Origin of the sequence: Komagataeibacter rhaeticus, from assembly GCF_003207855.1 — a bacterium.
Taxonomy (GTDB): domain Bacteria; phylum Pseudomonadota; class Alphaproteobacteria; order Acetobacterales; family Acetobacteraceae; genus Komagataeibacter; species Komagataeibacter rhaeticus.
The window spans coordinates 1-20,429 of the sequence record NZ_NKTZ01000024.1 but is presented as its reverse complement, the minus strand read 5'-3'; the positions used below and the strand labels follow the sequence as shown (position 1 = coordinate 20,429).

The window sequence follows — 20,429 nt, the reverse complement described above, 5'->3', positions numbered from 1 at the left end:
AGCTTCAGACCACAATGGCAATGACCGCACAGGAAATCGAAACCTATATCCGCGAAGCCCTGCCGGACGCGAAGATCCAGATCGACGATCTGGCGGGCGACGGGGATCACTATGCCTGCCGCGTGGTGAGCGAGGCCTTCCGGGGCCTGCCGCGCGTGCGGCAGCACCAGATGGTCTATAACGCGCTGCAGGGGCACATGGGCGGCAAGCTGCACGCCCTTGCGCTCCAGACCCAGACGCCCGACTGATCCCGCGCAGGCCGCGACCCTTACCCCCAGAGCAGGAAACACAATCCATGGCTGAAACAGTTGCACAGCGCATCCAGGCGCAGATCGATTCCAACCCCGTCATGCTGTACATGAAGGGTGATGCCACCTTCCCGCAGTGCGGTTTTTCCGCGCGCGTGGTGCAGGTGCTCAAGCACCTTGGCGTGCCGTTCGCAACCGACAACGTGCTGGCTGATCCCGAGATCCGCCAGGGCATCAAGGAATTCTCCAACTGGCCCACGGTGCCCCAGCTTTACATCAAGGGCGAGTTCATTGGCGGTTGCGATATCGTGACCGAAATGTACCAGACGGGCGAGCTGGAAAAGCTGCTGGCCGAGAAGGGCATCGCCACGGCGGCTGCCTGATCATACGGCACCATAATGGTGCGGCATGCGGGCGGGACAGAAATGTTCCGCCCGTTTTCCGTTTTATAGGCAACATGACTTGCGCGGCCGCCACGCTTTGGCCTAGCTTCCTTTAGCTTTGGAAAACAGGGGGCCTGATGCGCTATAGTGACTTGCGTTTTGCAACAATAATACTGCTTGGCGCAGGTCTTGCAGGCAGCATGGCAGCCCCCGCCCACGCCCGCACCCATGCCGTGAACGATATGGAAGCCGACCGGCTGACACTGGGCGCGCTGACCGCGCCGCCGCCGCCGGTTCGCCACGTCGCCTACCACCACCGCGCGGGCGCGCATGCCGCCCCGGTGGTGCTGGCGTCCAGCCATGGCACCGCCGCCCATACGCGGCGCACGATGGTCCATACCATCGTCTATCATCCGCATGGCACGGCCATCCACCACATCCATCCCGCACCCAGCCGCCACCGTACCTGACCGGGCACCCGACCGGTCCTTCAGCTTTGCCTGAAGGCGTCGGGTATCCAGCGGATGACATTGCCGGGCAGCACCACGCACACGTCCAGCCGCATGCGGTCGTGAACCCAGTGCGGGTTTGACGCGCACAGGAACCGTGCCGCGTTCATGATGCGGCGGACCTGTGCGGGGCGGATGGCCTCGCCCGCCGCCAGCAGGGACGGGCGGGCCTTGACCTCGACAAAAATCAGGCAGCCGGCCTTCAGCGCCACCACATCCACTTCCCCCCAGCGCGTGCGGGCCCGATGCGCCAGCACCTGCCAGCCCTGCGCGCGCAGCCTGTCCATGGCCGCCTGTTCGGCCGCCATGCCGGCGGCATGCGCCCGGCGGCCACGCAGGGTGCGGTGGGACGGAAGGGGTGGGCGGCCATCAATGTCCACGATCCGGGTGCTCCATCAGGATACGGCGCTGCCGTGTAAAAGGGTGTCGTAGAACAGTCCATTGAGGAAAATAAAATTTTCCGGGCGCCGCCTTTTTTCAAGAATGCGGTGTCCTGCCGAAGCTTTTTGAAAAAAGCGCCAGCAAAAACGTCCCTATGATCCGCAGGATGGCGCAAAAGCAGGTCTCGGACCCCCGGCAGTGCGTTATAGGGGCCGGCAACCGGCCCTGTGGGCCGGATAACGGCTGGTCCCGTACGTGACACGGGCAGGATATGCATCATGATCTTTCATGCCCTTACCATATGGGATTTTTTCGTGCTGATGGTGCGTATCGCCATCATCGTGGTGGTGGTGGTGCATGTGCTGCTGACCAAGCGCGATGTGGGGGCCTCCATCGGGTGGATCGGGGTGACGGTGCTCATGCCGCTGACGGGGGGCATGCTGTATGCCATGTTCGGCATCAACCGCGTGCACCGGCGCGCACGCCGCATGGCGGGCCGGCACCCGTGGCGCAGCCGGACCATGTCCTCGCAGTGGCGCAGGGAGGCGGCGGGGGCGTTCGCGCCGCTGGCCTCCATGGTGGGCAAGCTGACCGGCCGCCCGCTGCTGGGTGGCAACGCCATTACCATGCTGCATGACGGGGATGGCGCCTATCCGCGCATGATCGCGGCTATTGAGGGCGCGCGCCACAGCGTGCTGCTGTGTTCCTACATCTTCCGCCCCGACCAGGCTGGCCAGCGCTTCTGTACCGCGCTGATTGCGGCGCACCGGCGCGGGGTGCAGGTGCGGGTGCTGGTGGATGGCGTGGGATCGGGTTATTTTGACTGCGGGGTGGGGCGCATCCTGCACCGCGCGGGCGTGCCGGTGGGGCGGTTCATGCATTCCATGCTGCCGTGGCGCATGCCCTTCATCAACATGCGTGACCACAAGAAGATCCTGGTGGTGGACGGGCTGGCGGGCTTCATGGGCGGGCTGAACATAGGCGATGAGAACATCGTGGCCTCCGCCCCCGCCCATCCGGTATCGGACACGCATTTCGAACTGGCCGGGCCGGTTGTCCACCAGTTGAGCGAGGCCTTTGCCCGTGACTGGGCCTTTACCACGGGCGAGGAACTGACGGCGGACATCTTCTTCCCCCCGCAGGCCAGCCACGGGCCGGGCCTGTGCCGCATCGTGACCGCCGGGCCGGACATGGACCTGGAAAAGATCGAATACACCATGCTGCAGGCCTTTACGCTGGCGCGGCACAGCATCCGCGTCATGACGCCCTATTTCCTGCCCGATGACCGTTTCCTGACCGAACTGGCGCTGGCGGCGCTGCGCGGGATCGAGGTGGATGTCGTGGTGCCGTGGCACAGCAACCATACCGTCCTGGACTGGGCACGGGCGGCCAACCTGCCGCGCTTTCTGGATTCGGGGTGCCGGATCTGGCTGGCGCGGCCGCCGTTCAACCATTCCAAGCTGATGGTGGTGGACGGGCAGTGGTCGTTCGTGGGCAGTTCCAACCTGGATGTGCGCAGCCTGCGGCTGAATTTCGAGATCAATCTTGAAACCTATGACCCCGCGCTGGCGGGCAGGCTGGATGCCTTCATCGCCAGCCACCGGCATGTGCGCCTGACCCATCACGACCTGGACCGCAGGAAGCCGTGGCGCAAGCTGCGTGACGCGGGCGCGCGCCTGCTGCTGCCCTATCTCTAGCCCGCCGCCGAGGGGCGCAGCAGCACCGAGATGGGCCGGTGGTCGGAGGCATAGTTCTCGATCACATGGCGCTCAAGGCAGTCCAGCCCGCGCACCAGGCAGCGGTCCAGCCGGATGGGCAGCATGTCGGCCATGCGGTGGGTGGGCGCGCGCGGCCCCACATCATGGAAATGGCGGATCAGCGCGGGGCCGACCTGGTTGAAATCCCCCAGTATGGCGGCCCGGTGTGGCAGGATCTGGACCACGCGGCGCAACTGGCGGCGGTTGAGCAGCTGCCCGTGGGAAAGGTGGACATTGGCCACCACCAGCGCACGGCAGTCCACCACCTGTGCCACGCGGCGGATCAGCGTGCCCGCGGGCAGGGTGCAGGTCAGTGGCGGGCGGCGGTAGGGATGCGGACTCCAGCATGCCAGCCCGTGGATGCGGCCGGGCAGGGGGGAGCGCGCGTAATGCCCGCCCACCAGTGTTGGCAGGCTGTCGATGTCCACGGTTGCTTCCTGCATCAGCAGAAGGTCCGGCCGCTCGGCATGGATCAGTTCGATCACGTCGCGCACGGTCGCGCCAATGCGGCGCAGCAGGTTCCAGCTGACCACCTTCACCGCGCCATCGGCGCGCGCGGGCGGGGCTAGGTCCAGCCGGGCGGGCATGCCGGGCCGGGGCTGGATGGACGGCAGGCGGAGATAGGGGCGGGCTAGGGTCATGGTTCGATAAAGGGCTCGCGCAGGTCATCGGGTATGGGATTGTTGGAGCGGGGATCGCCCGCCGCGAATTCTGCCGTCAGGGTGTAGCCCACCCCGATCAGCACGGGACCAAGGAAAATGCCCAGGCCGCCGAAGGTCAGCACGCCCCCCAGCACGCCCAGCACCGTCAGCAGGTAGGGCAGCTGCGCGCCACGGGCGATGAACATGGGGCGGATGATATGGTCGGCCCCCGATACGATGATCGTGCCGTACAGCAGCAGGAAGATGCCCCAGCCGGGATGGTGGGTCAGCAGCAGGAACACCGCCGCCGGAATCCAGATCAGGGGTGCCCCGATGGGCAGCACGGCCACGAAGGCGGTAATCGCCCCCAGCAGCACCGGGCTGGAAATGCCCGCGATGGCAAAGCCGATTCCGGTCAGGATGCCCTGTATGATGGCGGTGCCCAGTATGCCGTACACCGTACCGCGTATGGTGCGGCCCACAATGCCCAGTATCCGGTCGGCATACACGCCCGCGATGCGCCGCACCACGGCCACGAAGGTGGTGCCCAGCCCGTCGCCCCCCAGCCAGAAGAAGAAGGAAATGAACAGCGCCATGGCCAGGTGCGCCATGCCGCTGGCCAGCTGCATCATGGCCGACAGCACGGATTGCCCGATGCGCCCGGCATAGGGGCGGACCACCTGGTCTATGCTGCCCACGTCTTCCGACCATTTCTGCCATTTGTCGGCAATTTCGGGGCCGAAATGCGGGATATGGGCAACGCGCGCCGGCAGGGGCGGCAGGTGCAGCGTGCCCACCGCATCGACAATATACTGCAGCGTGGCCGGAACATCGGCAATGCTGTTGGACACCACGATGACCAGCGGCACCACCAGCACCAGGGCGCACAGCAGCGTCATGACCATGGCGGCGGGCAGCAGCGACATGCCGCGCCGCAGCCGCATGAACACCGGCCAGGTGGAAAAGGTCAGGATCGCCGCCCACAGCAGGGCGGTCATGAACGGATACAGGATCAGGACGCAGCCAAATGCGATCCCCCCCAGCATCAGCCCCATCATGATACGTTCGACCATCATGCTGGCGTACCCCCTCCCGCCATGAAACGAAAGACAAATGTTCAGGACTTTCGTTCCCGCATCATATGCTGCACCCTGTGGCACGACACGCAATTCCTACCGACCGGGAGATGGTATGCATCCGCTGATCTCAGCCAGTGACCTGTCACAGGCGCTACAACAGGACGATATCCTTGTGCTGGATGCCTCCATGGCGCTGCCGGGGCAGACGTTCGACCCGCAGCAGCGCTTTGCCAACGCGCATATCAGCGGCGCGGTCCGGTTTGATATCGATACCTTTTCCGACCCGGATTCCCCCCTGCCGCATACCATCCCCGGCCAGACCCGCTTCACACGCCTGGCGACCGAGCGCGGCATGGGCAACGCGCGGCGCATCGTCTTCTATGATCAGGATGGCATGGCCTGCGCCGCGCGCGCGTGGTGGCTGACCCGCCTGTTCGGGCATGAGCGGGTGCAGGTGCTCGAGGGCGGGCTTGCAGCCTGGAAAAGTGCCGGGCTGCCGCTGGAAAGCGGGCCGGACCTGGCCGCCCCCGCGCCCTTTGTCAGCCGTCCGTACTATGCGCGCCTGCACGGCCTGGGCGATGTGCTGGACATCGTGCACGGGCACAGGCCGGGCCTGATCCTGGATGCGCGCAGCCGGGGCCGGTTCGAGGGGACGGAGCCCGAACCGCGCGCGGGGCTGCAGTCGGGGCACATGCCCGGCGCGCGCAGCCTGCCCTATGGCGAACTGCTGGATGCCAGCGGCCGCTTCCTGCCCGCGGACAGGCTGAAGGAGATGTTCGCCCGGCTGGGTGTGACGGACGATACGGCCGTCACCTGCACCTGTGGCAGCGGCATGACGGCGTGCATGATCGCACTGGCGCTGGTCAGCGCGGGGGGCAGCGCGGGGGAACCGGCGGTGTATGACGGATCATGGGCGGAATGGGCATCCACGCCGGATTCGCCCATTGTCAGCGGCGCGGCGTAAGGGCGCGCCATGAACGTTTCCATCCCGCCCGTACCCGAATCCCTGCTTGAAAGTGTGGTGCGCGGTTGGCGCGCGCTGTCCACCCGGCTTGTCCAGCTTGGGCGCGACGTGCCCGAAGGGGGGCAGGGCCTGTTCGTCAACCCGCCCGTGACCCGTGGTTCCACCGTGCTGTTTTCCAGCCTTGAGGCCATGGAGACGGCAGGCCGCAACCGCTATGACCATGAACTGATCTATGGCGCGATGGGCACCCCGGTGCAGTACCGGCTGGAACAGGCCGTGGCCGCGATCGAAGGCGGCACGCATGCGCAGGTCGTACCCTCGGGTCTTGCGGCATGCACCCTGCCGCTGCTGGCCTATCTGGAGGCAGGCGATCACTGCCTGCTGTCCGATTCCGTCTATGGCCCCACCCGCCGCTTTGCCGAGAAGGTGCTGCGCCGCTTCGGGGTGGAGACCAGCTATTTCCCGCCCATGGCGGATGAAGCCGCCCTGCGCGCGCTCATACGGCCCGATACCCGTGTCATCTTTGCCGAAAGCCCCGGCAGCCATTCCTTCGAGGTGCAGGACGTGGCCCTTCTGGCCCGCCTGGCCCGCGGGGCGGGGGCCCGGCTGGTGGTGGACAATACGTGGGGTATCGGCCTGTTCAGCCCCCTTGCCCACGGGGCGCATGCATCGGTGCAGGCGCTGACCAAATATGCCGCCGGCCATTCCGATGCCATTATCGGGGCGGTCAGCGTGGCTGACCCGCGTGACTGGCAGCCGCTGCGCGATGCCGCCATCCAGATGGGCCAGCTGGCAGGACCCGATGACTGCTGGCTGACCCTGCGCGGCCTGCGCACCATGGGCGCGCGGCAGGAGCGGCAGGCGGCCAGTGCGCTTGCCGTGGCGCTGTGGCTGCAGGGGCGGCCGGAAGTGGCGCGCGTGCTGCACCCGGCCCTGCCGTCATGTCCCGGCCATGACTGCTGGAAGCGGGATTTCAGCGGCGCTTCATCGCTGTTTGGCGTAGTGTTCGACCCGGGTTTTGACGAATCCGACCTGACCTGCATGATTGACGGGCTGGCCCATTTTGGCATCGGGGCCTCATGGGGCGGATATGAAAGTCTGGTGCTGCCCACCACCGGCGGCATTACGCGCGCCATGCCGTCCGTTACGCATGGCGGCGTTGCGTGCAGGCTGCATATCGGGCTGGAAGCGCCCGAAATCCTGGTGGCCGATCTGGCGCGCGGGCTTGATGTCATGTCTGCCGCGCGTCAGCGGCGGGCAGGGGGGTGACCTGGATCAAGGCCGCGTGAACGCAGGGGTGGAACACTGCCTGCCCACGATGCCCCGGCGCCCGTCGGGCATGGGGCCGCACAGCAACAGGCCCCGCCCGCGGGCGGGGGCCATGGCAGCAGAGGGAAGGCGCAGGATGGCTGGAAAGATGAAGGCGGCGGTCGTACGGGAATTCGGCAAGCCGCTGACGATCGAGGAACTGGACATTCCCACGATCCGCCCCGACCAGATCCTGGTCAAGGTGGATGCCTGCGGCGTGTGTCACACCGACCTGCATGCCGCCCGTGGCGACTGGCCGGCCAAGCCCACGCCGCCCTTCATTCCCGGCCATGAAGGCATTGGCCATGTGGTTGAGGTCGGCAGCAACGTCAACTGGATCAGGACGGGCGACGTGGTGGGCGTGCCATGGCTGTATTCCGCCTGCGGGCATTGCGAGCACTGCCTGGGCGGATGGGAAACCCTGTGTGAAAAGCAGGAGGATACCGGCTATTCCGTCAATGGCTGCTTTGCCGAATACGTGGTGGCCGACCCCAATTACGTGGCCCACCTGCCAAAGGACATCGACCCGATCAAAACGGCCCCGGTGCTGTGCGCGGGGCTTACGGTATACAAGGGCCTGAAGATGACCGACACCCGCGCGGGGGAATGGGTGGCCATTTCGGGCGCGGGCGGGCTTGGGCAGATGGCCATCCAGTATGCCGTGGCCATGGGGCTGAACGTGGCGGCGGTGGATATCAGCGATGAAAAGCTGGAAGAAGCCCGCAAGCTGGGTGCGCGCGTGACCGTCAATGCGCTGAAACAGGACCCTGTGGCCGCTATCCGTGAAAAGACCGGCGGCACGCACGGCGTGCTGGTGACGGCCGTGTCGGACAAGGCATTCAGCCAGGCGGTGGGCTATGCCCGGCGTGGCGGCACCGTGGTGCTGAACGGCCTGCCGCCGGGGGATTTCCCGCTTTCCATCTTTGACATGGTGATGAACGGCACCACCGTGCGCGGCTCCATTGTCGGTACGCGTCTGGACATGATCGAGGCGATGTCCTTCTTTACCGAAGGCAAGGTGACCACCGTGGTCAGCCCGGACCGGCTGGAAAACATCAACACCATTTTCGACAATCTGGAACATGGCCGGGTGGAAGGCCGCATCGTGCTGGACTTCCGCAACGGGGCCTGAACGGGGCGGGAGGCAACTCCGGCGCCCGTGCCACGTTTGGTTTCCTGAATGTGCACGGGTGGCCTGTCCGCCCGTGCTGGCAGGACAAGAGTGGAAAACAGGTGAGGACACATGAAAAGGACGCTGATTCTGGCAGGGCTGTGCGCAACCGGGCTGAACGTGGCGATGGTGCTGCCAGCACATGCGGATTCGTGCGAGGGGGTGACGGACCACGCGGAATGTGAGGTCCGTCTCAAGTCCCGTGAAGCGGGGCACGAAACCCGTGAAAAGGCGCATGAGGCCCATGAAAAGGCCGCGGAAAAGACCGGCGGCGTAAAGGACTGGGGCCACCGCACCGGCCAGACGCTGGACAGGTGGGGCCACAATACCAAGGGCGATATGAGCCAGTTCTTCACCGGCCATCGCTGACGGACGGGAAATGAAGGCTCCCGGGCGCCAATTCTTTAAGGACGTGGCCGGACCGGATGCCTGCTGAACGACGCTTTACCGCGAACCGGCCCATGGCTGGCCGGCCGGTCCATGAAGATAAGGGGGCGCCACCCGCCGGGTAGCGCCCCCTTTATCTGATCCGGGCGCGATCAGGAATGGTGGTGATCGCCCGCTTCATGCTCGCGCCAGCCCGCCTCCAGCGTGTGCAGGAAGGTCTTGAAGTGCTTCTTCACCTCATCGGGGGAAGCCTTTTCCATCACGTCCTTCTTCGCCGCCGTCAGGGTGGCGGCAGCGTGGATCAGGGCGGCGTGGATGACGTCCGTCGGTTCCTTGGCCATGTCTGTTCTCCTTTTTCTGATGGGGAAAGGATGAAATAGCCCGGCCCCCGTGGCAACCGGCCCGCCTGCATGACTGCCGCTCCCTCCCGCCCCTTGATTCCCCTCCCGGCCGTAACGGGGGGAACTTCAGCCCGCCCGGCCCCGTTGGATCGGCCAGACATAACCGGATGGGACAGACCATGTTTTTCAGGTACACCGCGTTCGCCCTTGCCACCACCGCCCTTCTTGCCCTGCCCATGGCGGCGCGGGCCGAGCCGGGCGGGTGCATGAAGGGGGCCGTGGCCGGTGGCGTGGCCGGGCATATGGTGGGCAGCGGCCATGGCAAGGGCGGGGCGATGGCGGGCTGTGCCGCTGGCATGGCGCGCCGCCACCATGCGCGCAAGGAAGCCGGGCAGAACCAGCAGGCCCAGCCGCAGAATGAGCCGACCGCCAGTGGCACGCAGGACTCCCGGCCCGCGCCGGATGATGGCGCGGCCCGGTAAGCACGGTGATAAAAAAGGAACGGACGTTTCAGTTTACGGCGCCGACCGCACGGATGACGCCCCCATGGCCCGCGCATAGCACGCCGTAAGCATGTTGTGCGGGTCGGGGTTGATGCCGACGAAGATGATGTCCTTGCGCACATAAAGCAGCTTGTGGCGCGGCCCCATGGTGACGCGGGGCAGCACCACCGGCTGGTCACGGGCCACCTGCGCGCGGGTCTGGGCATCGCGCTCCCGGCTGATCCGGGCCAGCAGGGTCAGGTCCGGCACCACAATGGCCAGATGGGCCGCCACCAGCCCCGTACAGCCCAGCGCCATGACCCGGCCAAACCCGGGTTCTGCCACGCACCGCGCCAGCAGGCAGGCCAGGTAGCACACCAGCAGCACGCTGGCGGGAAAGGACACGCGGGCGGCCAGCGCCTCACGCGGGAACATGAGCAGGCAGGCCATGTAGGCCAGTGCCAGCGCCCCGAACATCCAGCCCCGTCCCGCGCGCAGGCAGGCGGGGAACGGGGTGTGCCCCCGGCCCATGCACAGCCCCATCCCGACCAGCAGCACGAAGGGGAGCCAGAACGGGTCAAACAGGCTGCCCAGGTTGCCCAGCAGCCCGTCCAGCCGGTCGGTCAGCGGGCTGGGGGTCATGGTGCGCATGCGCACGTAATTGCCCGGTGCCACGCCCAGCACCAGCGTGCCCGCCGCATGCGCCCCCAAAAGCGCCCATGGCAGGCGGCGCGCCTGCCGCCATGCCTGCACCGTAATACCCGCCAGTACCAGCGTGAGCAGCAGCGACAGTGGTTCCAGGAACGTGGCGATCAGGAACACTGCCGCGTACTGCACGCCGCGCATGTCCATCCGCCCCGACACGATGCGTGCCAGCACCCACATCTCGCCCGCCACCGGCCACAGGTAGCCAATGGCCCCGGTCTTCCACAGCGCCACTTCGCCAATCGTGCGCGGCAGCCACCACAGCATGAGAAAGACCACAAGGCACTGCGCCACCCCGTACCCCGCGCGCGGCAGGGCGGGGCGGCCCGCCACGCGCCAGCACAGATGGCCCACCACATGGACCAGAAAGGTGAAAAGCCCCGCATTCACCACCGCAAAGGCCACAAGCCCGCCATAGGGCCGCAGGTCCAGCACCACGAAGGTGACCAGCGTGGTGAACCACCGTCCGGTCCAGAAATTGTAGTTGCCCCATACAATGCGCGCGATGGTGGGCAGGCTGAAGGGCATGCTCCGGCAGTAGTCATCCGCCCAGAGCGGGGTGACGGCGTTGGCCCACAGCAGGAAGGCGAAACAGAGGACCAGCCCCGCGCCCTCGCCGGGGAACAGGCGGTCGCGCGCTGGAATGTGTGGTGGCGCCTGTGCGTGCATGGTGTAACTGGCCCTGTCCGGTGCAGCCCTGGCCATACCATATGGTCCAGCCCATGGAGACCGTTTCACTGAAAAGAAGTTTCTGGTGAAGTTTTTTTCCGGAAGGCCCTGGAAGAACGCCGCTTTATCCGGAAAATTTTATCGCTTTTTCGTCAACGGGTTGTGCTGAATCGGCCGCTAATCGGCCCGGACCGGGGTTGTGTCATGGATTGGGGGCGGGGGCATGGCCTATGCTTCCCGTCCGGGTGGTCCCGTCAATCTGGACGGTGCCGCGGAGCAGGGGATGGAATGACGTGTCGCAGCCTGTAAATTCGTCCGGTTCGCCTTTTGCCACTATGCCCGCCGCCCCGCCCGCGGGTTCGGGACGGGCCGGGCGCGCGGCGCTGACCACGGCATGCGCGGGGCTGCTGGTGGGACTGGATACCGGGCTGATTGCCGAAGCCCTTGGCTTTATCGGCCGTGATTTTCACGCCAGCGCCCGCATGCAGGAATGGATCGTGTCGGTGCTGATGCTGGGCGCGCTGCTGGGTTCGCTGGGGGCGGGGGTGTTCTCGCGCCGTTTCGGGCGGCGGATGGCGCTGGGCACGGCCACGCTGCTGATTGCGGTGGGGGCGCTGCTCTGCGCCACGGCGCCCGTGATCGGGCAGATCCTGGTCGGGCGGTTCCTGATCGGGGGGGCGATCGGCATCTGCACCTTTACCGCGCCACTGTATATTTCCGAACTGACCACCGGGCGCATGCGCGGCACCATGGTCACCACGTTTTCCATGCTCCAGTCCGCCGGTATCCTGCTGGGGTATCTGGCGGGGGGCATTTTTTCGGGCGGGGGGCACTGGCGGCTTATGGTCGGGCTGCCGCTGGTGCCCGCGGCCATCCTGTTCGCCGGGTGCGCCTTCCTGCCCTCCAGCCCGTCATGGCTTGCGGCGCGGGGCCGGTTCGAGGAGGCGCGCGTCGTGCTGCGCAACCTGCGTGGCGATGCGGCGGCGGCGGATCGGGAACTGGCCCATATCCGCACCGAACTGGACACGGACAGGGGGGTGGGCGGTTTTGCCCTGCTGCGCGCGCGGGGGTATTTCCGGCGCTCGGTGGCGCTGGGGGTGGGGCTGCAGGTCATGCAGCAGCTGACCGGCATCAACGTGGTGATGTATTACGCGCCCAAGATACTGGAGGGCGCGCATTTCGGCACATCCGCCGCCGCCTGGGCCACGGTGCTGGTCGGCGCGGTCAATGCGCTGGTGGGGGTTGCGGCCATTTTCATGGTATCGCGCTGGGGGCGCAGGCCGCTGCTGATGACAAGCTGCGTGATCATGGCGCTGGCGCTGGGGGCGGCGGCGGCCATCGAGGGGCTGCATCTGGAGGGTATGGGGGCGACCCTGTCACTGATGGCGTCCCTGCTGGTCTTTGTCGCGGGTTTTGGCATGGGGGCGGGGCCGCTGGTGTGGACGCTGTGCTCCGAAATCCAGCCCATCGAGGGGCGCGATTTTGGCGTGGGCTGTTCCACGCTGGCCAACTGGGGCATGGACTGGGCGGTCAGCAACACGTTCCTGAGCATTGTGGCGGCGGTGGGTGCGGGCTGGACCTTTGCCGGCTTCAGCGTGCTGAACGGTGTCTTCGTGCTGTTTACCCTGCTTCTGGTGCCCGAGACGCGCGACGTGCCGCTGGACGAGATCGAGGCACATCTGGAATCCGGCCGCCCGCTGCGCCAGATCGGTCGCTAGCGCGCCGGTTCAGCCCATGGGCGGCGTGCGCGCGCAGTACAGAAGCAGCGCGCCCACCGCCGCCATGTGCGTACCCGCCCCCAGCACCACCATCACATGCCACAGCACGTTGGAAAACGGCATGCGCGGGCGCATGTAGAACACCACCCCGATACAGTAGAACACCAGCCCCAGCACCAGCAGCGGGAACGTCGTGCCCGGCAGGCGCCAGACCGGCGGGTCGGGGCAGAGGAAGAAAACCCACGCCACGCACAGATAGGGCATGACATGGAACCGGCGCGACCAGGTGAAGAACCCCATTTTCAGCACCACGCCCGCCAGTGCCATGGCCCACAGCAGCCCGCAGAACCACCGGCTGGCCATGCCGCGGCCCCCCAGCAGGATGAAGGGCGTATAGGTTGCGGCAATGGCGATGAAGATGACCGACTGGTCCACCCGTTGCAGCCCCCCTTTCAGCCGGCAGGACGGGCAGAAATTATAGGCGGCCGATGACAGGCAGGTGCCCAGTATGCCCCCGCAGTAAAGCAGCGTGACCCCGGTTTCCACCGCCGCGTGCGACAGCAGCGCCGTATGGACCAGCCACATCACGCCACAGCCCAGCGCCAGCAGCCCCAGGATGTGCACAAGCAGGTCGGCCGCGCGTTCCAGCAGGGAATAGACGGGGAAACGTGTGTCGATCATCATGTCTGCGGGCAACGGGTCCTGTTTTCCGGGTGGTGCGCGGGGCACCGTTTTCCCGTGACGCGGGCAGGGGGAACCGGCGGCGCGGGCGTGTGGCGGGAAGGCTGGCCTGCCATCCCGCCGCGCCGTGGTTTCAGCGGGCCTTGCGTTCACCCGTGATGTGGGCGCACAGGGCCTGGATTTCGGCGGCGCTTACGCCTTCGGGGTTGTGCTGGGCCTTTTTGGCGATTTCATGCTCGGTGCCCGTGGCACGGCCATGTTCCTTGCCAACATGCTCGGCCAGGGCGATGACTTCTTCCTTCTGGAGCAGCTTGGGTTCCTTCAGGCCGCGTTCGGCCAGCTTGTGCAGGTGCTCGCTTGCGGCGGCGGTGGGTTTGTCGGTCATGTCAATCCATCCTGTCTGATAAGGGCGCGGTATGCGCGTGACCGCACGTTATAACTTATGGCGCGGCACGAAAACCGATAGGATGCATGGGCTTGCATCGTATTTAACATATCTGGCCTGCCCCATCCGGCCCGCACCGGGTGGCGGAGGGGGAGAAACATGACCGGACCCACACCACCCGCCCGCCCCGACAGCGCGCTGGCCCGCCTTGCCCCCACCATGGAACTGACGCAGGGCCAGACGGCGCTGAAGGACGCAGTACTGGCCTTCTGCCGCGCCCACCGGGCGGACACGCATGCGCTGTTCATCATCGAGGGCGATGCGGGCACCGGCAAGAGCCTGCTGCTCAACACCCTGTTCACCGCCATACAGGATGCCGCGCGCGGGGATGACGCCGCGGACCCGCTGCATGGCAGCGACAACCGCCTGCTGGTCAACCACCCGGAAATGATCAAGCTGTACCGCAACATTTCCGAAAGCGCCAGGAACCTGCGCAAGAAGGATTTCGAACGCCCCACCACCTTCATCAACCAGATGGACGGCACCGGACGGCGCGCCGATATCGTGCTGGTGGATGAGGCACATCTGCTGCTGACCCGCAGTGACCCTTACAACCGCTTCCGCCACGAAAACCAGCTGGCGGAAATCATCCGGCTGGCCCATGTGGTGGTGATCGTGTTCGATGCCCGGCAGGTGCTGAAATTCAAGAGCCTGTGGAGCGATGCCACGCTGGCGCGTCTGGTGGCGGGCTACCCGGTGGTGACCCGCAGGCTGGAGCGGCAGTTCCGCATGCATGCCCATGCGGATGTGATGGCGTGGGTCCATGCCTTCCGTGACGGTATCCTGCGCCCGCTGCCCGCGCCGCAGGAATTCGACTTCCGTATTTTCGATGATGCGCAGGCCCTGTACGAAGCCATAAGGCAGCGTAACGCGCAGTATGGCCTGTGCCGCGTGCTGGCGACCTATGATTACCCCTATACCCTGAACGGGCGGGACCATTTCATTACCGAAGGGCGCTTCCACCTGCGCTGGGACCGCGCCATGCCGCAGGCGCGCCTGCCATGGGCCGAACGGCCGGATACGATTGACGAGGTGGGGTCAGTCTACACCATACAGGGTTTCGACCTGAATTACGCGGGCGTCATCCTTGGCCCGTCGGTCACGTACGACCCGCACACCGACCGTATCGTGATCGACCCCGCGCGCTATGAGGACCGGGCCGCCTTTACCGGGCGCGACGGGGTGGCGGAGCCGGATGCGGTGATGGCGCGGATCATCCTCAATTCCATCAACGTGCTCATGACCCGTGGGGTCAGGGGGCTGTATGTTTACGCCAGCAACGCCGCCCTGCGGGCCAGGCTTGCCACGCTGTGGGCGCGGCGGCAGGGGGCGTAACCACGGTGTGGACCATAAGGACGTGCCCGGCGCGCCGCCCTTTTTAAAAAGGCGGCACCCGGAAATGTCTATCCGCGCTGGCCCAGCTTCTGCAGGTAGGGCAGGATTTCCGGTCCGGATTCAATGGCATGGCCCAGGACCGTTTCCACCAGTGTCGCCAGATGGGTTGCATCCATCCGGGCCAGTGTCACGCTCAGGTCATGCTTCTCGGCATCGGAGAGCTGGGGGGACTGGATGATGCGCCGTTCAATGGCCGACTTCATGGCGTCGGTGGTGAAGGGCATGTCGATGATCTGGTTCTGGGGCATGGCCACTGTGTCCTGTATCGTTAGGTAACAGGGGCCATGGTATGGACTGGCGGTTGCACGGCAACCACCTTTGCACGCGATGCGGTTATGCGTTCGCGCCCGGCGGGGCAGGGCGTGGGGTCAGCCCTGTTCCGCCGGTTCGGCGGCCGCCATGCGGTGCAGCCGGGCGGTCTGGGAAAAGCCACGCATTTCCTGCGCAATGCCCTGGCGTTCCAGCCGGCGCAGGCCCGTCGCATAGCCGATTTCCTGCTTGAGCTGGCCCATCAGCATGTTGGTCCGGCCGCGGAGCATTGTCTTGAAACGGTTCATGTCACATCTCCCGCTGGATGATGAAGGAAGGTGCGTCATACGCATGTCAGATAAAACCACAATGCATGGTCATGTGCAATGATTAATGCATATCTGCCCCACATTGAATGCATGCTGCGCGGCAGGCCGCCCGCATGGGGTCAGGTGTCGTGTCCCCGCAGATGATGGCCCGGCGCGTCACGGCGGCTGCCGGTGCCTTCTGGCGGCGGGGGGCGGCCTGTTATGACAGGAACCGCGCCCGGCCGCCGTGGCGGCATGGCGGGAGGTGACTGGTCGGTGGGAATGTTCCATGTCATTATGAACACGCAATAAACCAGACCGGAAGAGTTCCCGCATGCATAAAGTCCTTGCTTTCCTTGCCCTTGCGGCAGTTCCCGCCGTGGCGTCATCCACCGCGCTGGCGGATGTGGTGCCCCATCCGCAGGCGGACGGGCAGGCACTGGACCTGGCGCGCAAGGCCATCGCCCTGCGTTCGGTCGCAGGCCCCGGTGACAGGACGGCTGATGTGGCAAGGCTGTTCCGCAAGACCCTGCTGGCCGGTGGTTTTGCCAGCAGGGACATCACCATCACCCCCTTCAGGGACACGGTCTACATGACCGCAACATGGCCCGGCACCAATCCGGCGCTCAAGCCGCTGGTGCTGCTGGGGCATATTGACGTGGTCGAGGCGAAGCCTGCCGACTGGCAGCGCGACCCGTTCACCCCGGTGGTGGAGAATGGCTACCTGTTCGGGCGCGGATCGACGGACATGAAGCTGGATGACGCGATGATCATCGCCGCCGTGCTGGAACTGAAGCGGGAGGGATACAGGCCGGAACGCTCGATCGTGCTGGCCTTCTCCGGCGATGAGGAAACGGAGATGCGCAGCGGCGAGGCCCTGGCCGACAGGCTGGCGAACGCGGAGATGGTGCTCAATGTCGACCTGGCCAGCGGTGTGCTGGACGAGCAGACCGGAAAACCCAAATACTTCACATGGACCGGGGCGGAAAAGACCTGCATCGACTACCAGCTGACCGTAACCAACCCCGGTGGCCATTCATCCGAACCGCGGGCGGACAATGCGATCGACGTGCTGGCGGCGGCCCTGCTGCGGGTGCAGGCGCACCGCTTCCGCCCGGAGGTGAATGACCTGACGCGCAGGTACTTCACGCAGGCGGCCGACCTTCAGCCCGCCCCCATCGGGCAGGCCATGAAGGCATTTGCCGCCAACCCGGCGGACAGGAAGGCGATTGCCACCCTTTCGGCCGATCCCGCCATGGTGGGCCGCCTTGGCACCACCTGCGTTGTGACGATGGTCCAGGGTGGGCATGCGGTCAACGCGCTGCCCCAGCGCGCCACGGCCACGATCGACTGCCGCATTTTTCCCGGCCATTCGGCGCAGGACATCATGGCCGAACTGCAGCAGGTGATCGCGGACCCGCAGGTCAAGGTCACCAACGTGACGGCGGGCTCCGCCGTGACCGCGCCATCGCCCATGCGGCCTGATTTTGTCAATGCGGTGACAAAGGCGGTGGACAGCGTCTATCCGGGCCTGCCGGTCATTCCCTCCATGCTGTCGGGCGCGACAGACAACATGTGGTTCCGCGCGCATGGCGTGCCCAGCTACGGGGCCAGCCCGCTGTTCATCAAGCCATCGGAAAATTTCTCCCACGGGCTGAACGAACGCACGCCGGTTGCCTCCATTGCGCCGGGCATGGACTATCTCCTCTCCATCATCAGCGATCTGTCGCATTGAATTGGGCGGTTGCCTGAAGGGGCCATTCAGGAAACGCCCTGTTGAAAAAGGCGTGCGGGCCGTGTCCCGCCTGGGGCATGGCGGAAGCGTGGGAGGCCACCTCCATCACGCGCGCGATTGCTGGTAGGAATGGCGGCCTATCCAGAACCATGCAGGAAGCCGTGATGCCCTCCACCCCCGTTCTCCATTCGCCCGATGACGTGCGCAGGCTGGTCGCCAGTGGGGATGCCGTCGTGATTGACGTGCGTGACCCGGCCGATTTCGCGGCCGGTCACATTCCCGGCGCGGTCAGCATGCCCGACATCTTCACCTACCTGGCGGAAACCACGCCAGAAGGGCTGAAGACCCTGCAGCAGACCTTCGCCACCCTGTTTGCCGACATGGGGCTGGATGGCAAAAAGACCGCCATCGTTTACGAGGACGCGCTGCACACCCGCTATGGTGCCTCGTGCCGGGGGTACTGGATCCTGCGCTATCTGGGCTATCCCGCCGTGGGCATACTTGATGGCGGGCTGAGTGGCTGGCGCAGGGCAGGGGGCACGCTTGTCACCGATGTCACGCATCCCACCCGCACGGAATTCCCGCTGCACATCAATCCGGCCCTCATGGCCACGTATGTGGATGTCCGGGCCGCGCTGGGCAATCCCGCCATCCGCCTGCTGGACAACCGGGACCGGGTGGAATGGCTGGGCGAAAGCTCATCGCCCTACGGCGTGGATTTTGCCCCGCGCAAGGGCCGCATTCCGGGTGCGGTCTGGATCGAGTGGTATGACTTCATGAAGGTTGCGGACGGCCACGCCGCCTTCCGCACCGCCGATGAAATCCGCCAGCTTGCCGCCAGTCGGGGCCTGACGCCCGATGATGACATCATCATCTACTGCTTCAAGGGTGCGCGGGCGGCCAATACCTATGTCGCACTGGCTTCCGCGGGCTTTACGCGGCTGCGGATCTATATGGGGTCGTGGAACGAGTGGTCACGCAATGAAGCGCTGCCGATCGAGCCGGGCCTGCCCAAGGCGGCCGCGCCCTATTGTGGGACTGCGTGAAGGGATTGCGCCCTTTTTCCTTTCTGTCCCGCGGTCATGCCTCTGATCCCGTGAGGCGGCAGGCTGTGGGGTGGACTAAAAGACTATGAATAATCTGGATTTTCACTGATGCGTTATGAAGTCTACGGGCCATTTCCTGCGCCGCGTGTGTAGTCAGAAGCGAATGGTGAAGCTCTCGGTCGTTTCTGGAAAGATATTGAAGCTGTGCATTCCGGCCTGCCCAGAGCGATTGGCATTTATATTTTTTCTACCCTTCACGGGGAAAAATACACGCCGTGGTACGTTGGCAAGACAAATGCGAAAGCAGGTTTTCGTGGCGAAGTGTTCCAGACTCATAAGCTCAATCATTATATCAACGCCAGTCAACGCAAGAGGGGGGGGGCGCCAATCATTCATCTGATTGCAAAGGTTGAACCGGAACGGGGCAATTACTGCCGGGCTTCGGCACGCTCCGGCCGTGAGATAGATGAACTGGAAACAGTGATGATTGGCATGGCATTGCGCGCCAACCCGCATGTCCAGAATTCAAAAAAGACATGGTTCAACAAGAACTGTGTTGTTCCCGGCATCATGGGTGCGCCCCTTGCCGGGCGCCCGTCCGAGGCGGTCTCAACGTTACGGCACGTACTGGATTTCTGAATTCAGGACGGTTTTCCGCAACACGAAACGGCTGATCTTTCTGGCGGCATGAGCCTGCGGGACCTGCATTGAGCACAAAGAAAGCAGCGGCCCTATGGCCCTGCATGTGACGCCAGCCAGTCGGGATGATCGCGCCTGAAGCCAGGCACGGCTTTGTCCTGCTGCCGTGCCGATGGGTTGTAGAACGGTCTTTTGCATGGGCGACACGATGTCGCAGGCTCATCAAGGATTACGAGCGTTACACATCAATGCTTGCAAGTCTTCATAATCGCTTTTGCATGTTTCATGCTCGGAAACGCCACCATAGTCACTCACGGTGCATAATACCCTCTAGTTTTTTAATTCATGAAGCTGTGTTAGATTCTAACCCCAAGAGGTGGTCCCCATTTTTCGGACAGGGCGATAAGCTATCATCTGGCCTGAACGAGGACGGGTTTTATGGGCAAGGTTACGCGGAAACGGTATGCGGCAGAGTTCAAGTCACGGGTTGCGCTGGAGGCGATCCGTGGGGAACTGACGCTGGCGGAACTGGCTTCGAAACATGGCGTGCATCAGACGATGATCGCCCAATGGAAGCGCCAGGCGATCGAAGGCATGGCAAGCCTTTTTTCTGGTAAGTCAGTAACGGAACCTTCAGTCAGCCCTGCTGATGTAGAGAAACTGCACGCCAAGATCGGCCAGTTGCTGGTGGAACGGGATTTTTTGCGGGATGCCTCTGCTCGGTTGGGCGTGATCAGAGGCGGCAGATGATTGACCCGAAGAGAGCATGCCTGCCGATAATCCGGCAATGCACGCTGCTGCAACTCAACCGGTCGGGCGTCTACTATCGGCCTGTGCCACAGAGCGAAGCCAATCTGGAGCTGATGCGGCTGATCGACGCCCAGTTCCTGGAAACGCCGTATTATGGCTCACGGCAGATGACATGGCATCTGCGCCGCCAGGGACATGAAGTGGGCCGCAAGCGGGTCCGGCGGCTCATGGCGATCATGGGCCTGCGGGCGATCTACCAGAAGCCGCGCACGACCGTGCCCCATCCGGAGCATCGGAAATATCCATATCTGCTACGGGATCTGGTCATCAATCGGCCTGACCAGGTCTGGTGTTCCGATATCACATATATTCCCATGAAACGGGGATTTCTCTATCTCGTGGCGATCATGGACTGGTTCACGCGCAAGGTCCTGTCCT

23 protein-coding genes and 2 pseudogenes are annotated in these 20,429 nt (G+C 64.9%); 16 read left to right on the top strand and 9 right to left on the bottom strand.

Translation table 11 applies throughout. The annotated features are described in order from the left end of the window. Nucleotides 1-14: 14 nt before the first annotated feature. The 3 genes from CFR78_RS14075 (at nt 15) to CFR78_RS14065 (ending at nt 1,101) form a co-directional block, all read left to right on the top strand. Complete coding sequence (locus tag CFR78_RS14075) at nt 15-248, top strand: BolA family protein (RefSeq protein WP_025438778.1); 234 nt, start codon at nt 15-17, stop codon at nt 246-248. A gap of 47 nt (nt 249-295) precedes the next feature. Beyond that, a complete protein-coding gene (gene grxD / locus CFR78_RS14070; protein ID WP_034929799.1) occupies nt 296-631 on the top strand; it encodes a Grx4 family monothiol glutaredoxin in 336 nt (111 codons plus the stop codon). A 137-nt stretch (nt 632-768) separates the two neighbouring features. Then, nucleotides 769-1,101, top strand: a complete 333-nt coding sequence (locus tag CFR78_RS14065) for a hypothetical protein (RefSeq protein ID WP_007400323.1) — start codon at nt 769-771, stop codon at nt 1,099-1,101. Between the two features lie 20 nt (nt 1,102-1,121). Here the strand turns inward: CFR78_RS14065 and CFR78_RS14060 are convergent, their stop codons facing one another. Further along, nucleotides 1,122-1,520, bottom strand: coding sequence for a YraN family protein (locus CFR78_RS14060; RefSeq protein ID WP_240471366.1), 399 nt, complete (start codon nt 1,518-1,520; stop codon nt 1,122-1,124). Between the two features lie 279 nt (nt 1,521-1,799). Between CFR78_RS14060 and CFR78_RS14055 the strand changes: the two genes are divergently transcribed. Then, complete coding sequence (locus CFR78_RS14055) at nt 1,800-3,218, top strand: phospholipase D-like domain-containing protein (RefSeq protein ID WP_034929797.1); 1,419 nt, start codon at nt 1,800-1,802, stop codon at nt 3,216-3,218. On the opposite strand, the gene CFR78_RS14050 is transcribed toward CFR78_RS14055, so the two are convergent. Together CFR78_RS14050 and CFR78_RS14045 are read right to left on the bottom strand one after the other, a co-directional pair. Then, nucleotides 3,215-3,919 carry an endonuclease/exonuclease/phosphatase family protein gene (locus CFR78_RS14050; protein WP_034929794.1) on the bottom strand — a complete coding sequence of 235 codons (705 nt, stop codon included), beginning with the start codon at nt 3,917-3,919 and terminating at the stop codon, nt 3,215-3,217. The two genes, CFR78_RS14055 and CFR78_RS14050, sit on opposite strands and share 4 nt — an antisense overlap. Continuing rightward, nucleotides 3,916-4,992: an AI-2E family transporter gene (locus CFR78_RS14045; protein WP_034929885.1), complete on the bottom strand. Its 1,077-nt coding sequence runs from the start codon at nt 4,990-4,992 to the stop codon at nt 3,916-3,918. The genes CFR78_RS14050 and CFR78_RS14045 overlap by 4 nt, the downstream gene beginning before the upstream one ends. 118 nt (nt 4,993-5,110) lie before the next feature. Here CFR78_RS14045 and CFR78_RS14040 point away from each other — a divergent pair, with 118 nt between their 5' ends. The 4 genes from CFR78_RS14040 (at nt 5,111) to CFR78_RS14025 (ending at nt 8,810) form a co-directional block, all read left to right on the top strand. Further along, nucleotides 5,111-5,962: a sulfurtransferase gene (locus CFR78_RS14040; RefSeq protein WP_007400328.1), complete on the top strand. Its 852-nt coding sequence runs from the start codon at nt 5,111-5,113 to the stop codon at nt 5,960-5,962. Between the two features lie 9 nt (nt 5,963-5,971). Continuing rightward, nucleotides 5,972-7,231, top strand: coding sequence for a cystathionine beta-lyase (gene metC, locus CFR78_RS14035; RefSeq protein ID WP_034929791.1), 1,260 nt, complete (start codon nt 5,972-5,974; stop codon nt 7,229-7,231). Between the two features lie 136 nt (nt 7,232-7,367). Further along, complete coding sequence (gene adhP, locus CFR78_RS14030) at nt 7,368-8,402, top strand: alcohol dehydrogenase AdhP (protein WP_034929883.1); 1,035 nt, start codon at nt 7,368-7,370, stop codon at nt 8,400-8,402. A gap of 111 nt (nt 8,403-8,513) precedes the next feature. Then, a complete protein-coding gene (locus CFR78_RS14025) occupies nt 8,514-8,810 on the top strand; it encodes a hypothetical protein (RefSeq protein ID WP_007400332.1) in 297 nt (98 codons plus the stop codon). Nucleotides 8,811-8,980: 170 nt separating this feature from the next. Here the strand turns inward: CFR78_RS14025 and CFR78_RS14020 are convergent, their stop codons facing one another. Next, nucleotides 8,981-9,169, bottom strand: a complete 189-nt coding sequence (locus CFR78_RS14020; RefSeq protein ID WP_007400333.1) for a hypothetical protein — start codon at nt 9,167-9,169, stop codon at nt 8,981-8,983. 179 nt (nt 9,170-9,348) lie between these two features. Here CFR78_RS14020 and CFR78_RS14015 point away from each other — a divergent pair, with 179 nt between their 5' ends. Continuing rightward, complete coding sequence (locus CFR78_RS14015) at nt 9,349-9,651, top strand: hypothetical protein (protein WP_034929788.1); 303 nt, start codon at nt 9,349-9,351, stop codon at nt 9,649-9,651. Nucleotides 9,652-9,684: 33 nt separating this feature from the next. Here the strand turns inward: CFR78_RS14015 and CFR78_RS14010 are convergent, their stop codons facing one another. Then, nucleotides 9,685-11,061 (bottom strand): DUF6056 family protein, encoded by a 1,377-nt coding sequence (locus tag CFR78_RS14010; protein WP_240471365.1) that lies wholly within the window; start codon nt 11,059-11,061, stop codon nt 9,685-9,687. A 299-nt stretch (nt 11,062-11,360) separates the two neighbouring features. On the opposite strand from CFR78_RS14010, the gene CFR78_RS14005 reads away from it, so the two are divergent. Next, entirely contained in the window at nt 11,361-12,743 is a 1,383-nt protein-coding gene (locus CFR78_RS14005) for a sugar porter family MFS transporter (RefSeq protein ID WP_034929786.1), read from the top strand. Between the two features lie 9 nt (nt 12,744-12,752). Here CFR78_RS14005 and trhA read toward each other — a convergent pair whose 3' ends face one another. Then, complete coding sequence (gene trhA, locus CFR78_RS14000) at nt 12,753-13,439, bottom strand: PAQR family membrane homeostasis protein TrhA (protein WP_258366168.1); 687 nt, start codon at nt 13,437-13,439, stop codon at nt 12,753-12,755. 118 nt (nt 13,440-13,557) lie between these two features. Further along, the gene (locus CFR78_RS13995) at nt 13,558-13,809 is read right to left on the bottom strand and encodes a hypothetical protein (protein ID WP_007400339.1); all 252 of its coding nucleotides are present in this window, start codon (nt 13,807-13,809) and stop codon (nt 13,558-13,560) included. 159 nt (nt 13,810-13,968) lie between these two features. Between CFR78_RS13995 and CFR78_RS13990 the strand changes: the two genes are divergently transcribed. Then, a complete protein-coding gene (locus tag CFR78_RS13990) occupies nt 13,969-15,204 on the top strand; it encodes a DUF2075 domain-containing protein (RefSeq protein WP_034929781.1) in 1,236 nt (411 codons plus the stop codon). Nucleotides 15,205-15,272: 68 nt separating this feature from the next. On the opposite strand, the gene CFR78_RS13985 is transcribed toward CFR78_RS13990, so the two are convergent. Together CFR78_RS13985 and CFR78_RS13980 are read right to left on the bottom strand one after the other, a co-directional pair. Then, on the bottom strand, nt 15,273-15,512 hold the full coding sequence (locus tag CFR78_RS13985) for a hypothetical protein (RefSeq protein WP_034929778.1): 240 nt from the start codon (nt 15,510-15,512) through the stop codon (nt 15,273-15,275). A gap of 120 nt (nt 15,513-15,632) precedes the next feature. Further along, on the bottom strand, nt 15,633-15,821 hold the full coding sequence (locus tag CFR78_RS13980) for a hypothetical protein (protein WP_007400343.1): 189 nt from the start codon (nt 15,819-15,821) through the stop codon (nt 15,633-15,635). A 334-nt stretch (nt 15,822-16,155) separates the two neighbouring features. On the opposite strand from CFR78_RS13980, the gene CFR78_RS13975 reads away from it, so the two are divergent. From CFR78_RS13975 to CFR78_RS13955, 5 genes and pseudogenes are all read left to right on the top strand, one after another. Next, nucleotides 16,156-17,556 carry a M20/M25/M40 family metallo-hydrolase gene (locus CFR78_RS13975; protein ID WP_007400345.1) on the top strand — a complete coding sequence of 467 codons (1,401 nt, stop codon included), beginning with the start codon at nt 16,156-16,158 and terminating at the stop codon, nt 17,554-17,556. A gap of 164 nt (nt 17,557-17,720) precedes the next feature. Further along, entirely contained in the window at nt 17,721-18,602 is an 882-nt protein-coding gene (locus tag CFR78_RS13970) for a sulfurtransferase (protein ID WP_034929877.1), read from the top strand. Between the two features lie 204 nt (nt 18,603-18,806). Beyond that, complete coding sequence (locus CFR78_RS13965; protein WP_240471363.1) at nt 18,807-19,241, top strand: hypothetical protein; 435 nt, start codon at nt 18,807-18,809, stop codon at nt 19,239-19,241. A 149-nt stretch (nt 19,242-19,390) separates the two neighbouring features. Continuing rightward, nucleotides 19,391-19,565, top strand: a pseudogene (locus tag CFR78_RS13960) (transposase); the annotation flags it as partial. A gap of 114 nt (nt 19,566-19,679) precedes the next feature. Then, nucleotides 19,680-20,429: pseudogene (locus tag CFR78_RS13955) on the top strand (IS3 family transposase); the annotation flags it as partial.